Source organism: Corallococcus sp. AB049A, assembly GCF_003668885.1.
Lineage (GTDB): Bacteria > Myxococcota > Myxococcia > Myxococcales > Myxococcaceae > Corallococcus > Corallococcus interemptor.
Genome location: NZ_RAWL01000829.1, coordinates 1 through 990, shown reverse-complemented (window position 1 = coordinate 990; position 990 = coordinate 1). Strand labels below are relative to the sequence as shown.

General features: G+C 67.8%; 2 protein-coding genes. Both read right to left on the bottom strand.

From position 1 onward, the window contains the following. On the bottom strand, positions 1-309 hold a 309-nt coding region (gene yhbY, locus D7X55_RS39710), incomplete at its 3' end, for a ribosome assembly RNA-binding protein YhbY (protein ID WP_121725709.1). A 28-nt stretch (positions 310-337) separates the two neighbouring features. Continuing rightward, positions 338-990 (bottom strand): DnaJ domain-containing protein (locus D7X55_RS39705; protein WP_147470434.1); only part of this gene is annotated, 653 nt, incomplete at its 5' end.

The window sequence follows — 990 nt, the reverse complement described above, 5'->3', positions numbered from 1 at the left end:
GGGCTCATGGGGGCCCTTGAGGACGTCCTCGAAGCGGGACTTCTGCTTGCGGCGCTTGAAGAAGAGGGCGGTGCGGCCCAGCAGCTGCGCGAGCTCCGAGCCGGTGGCCTCGGCGATGGCGTCAGCGCCTTCGTGGCGGCCTTCCGGGCCTTCGTTGATCTTCACCTTGATGAGCTCGTGGTCGTTCAGCGCCTGCTCGATGGCGGCGATGACGCCCTCGGTGACGCCGGACGAGCCGACGATGACCACCGGCTCCAGGTGGTGGCCGAGGGCCCGCAGGTGGCGGCGTTCTTTCCCGGTGAGGGGCATGGGGGGTCTCCTTGAAAAGGCGCGCACCCTACTTCTTTTGCGACGCCATGCGGACCTCTCGCATCGCATCAATGTGGTCGGGTTGCAGCTCGACCGTCCGCTTGAAGTGCTTGAGGGCTCCGGTCGCGTCGCCGCACAGCTTGGCGATGACGCCCAGGAAGTAGTGGGCGGGGGCGCAGCGCTCGTTGCGCTTGATGGCGGCCTGGATTTCGCGGAAGGCCTCCGGCTGGGCGGCCTTCTTGTCCGGGGCGGCGAGGAAGCGCGCATAGCCCCGCCAGGCGAAGAACTCGGGCTCCTCCGCGTTGAGGGCGATGGCGTCGTTGAGCATCTTCACGGCTTCCGGGTATTTGCGCGCCTTCACCAGGATGCAGGACTTCTGGAAGAGCTCCTCCGCCTGGAGGATGGCCTGGACGTCCACGCCGTCGCCGCCGCCGCTCTTGAGCTCCTCGATGTAGGCCGCGCGGCTCTTGTCGTCGGAGAGGGCCCGGTAGGCGTCGCCGATGTACGCGAAGACCTCCGCCTTGAGCTTCTCCAGCTCCTGGGGGGCGCCCGGGGGCAGGGTGTCCGGGTGGTAGAGCTTGGCCAGGCGGAAGTAGGCGATCTTCACCGCGCTGCCTTCGGTCTGTTCGGTGAGGCCGAGCCGCTGGAAGTGGTTCTGGCCCTTCATGGTCGCGGCGAGCT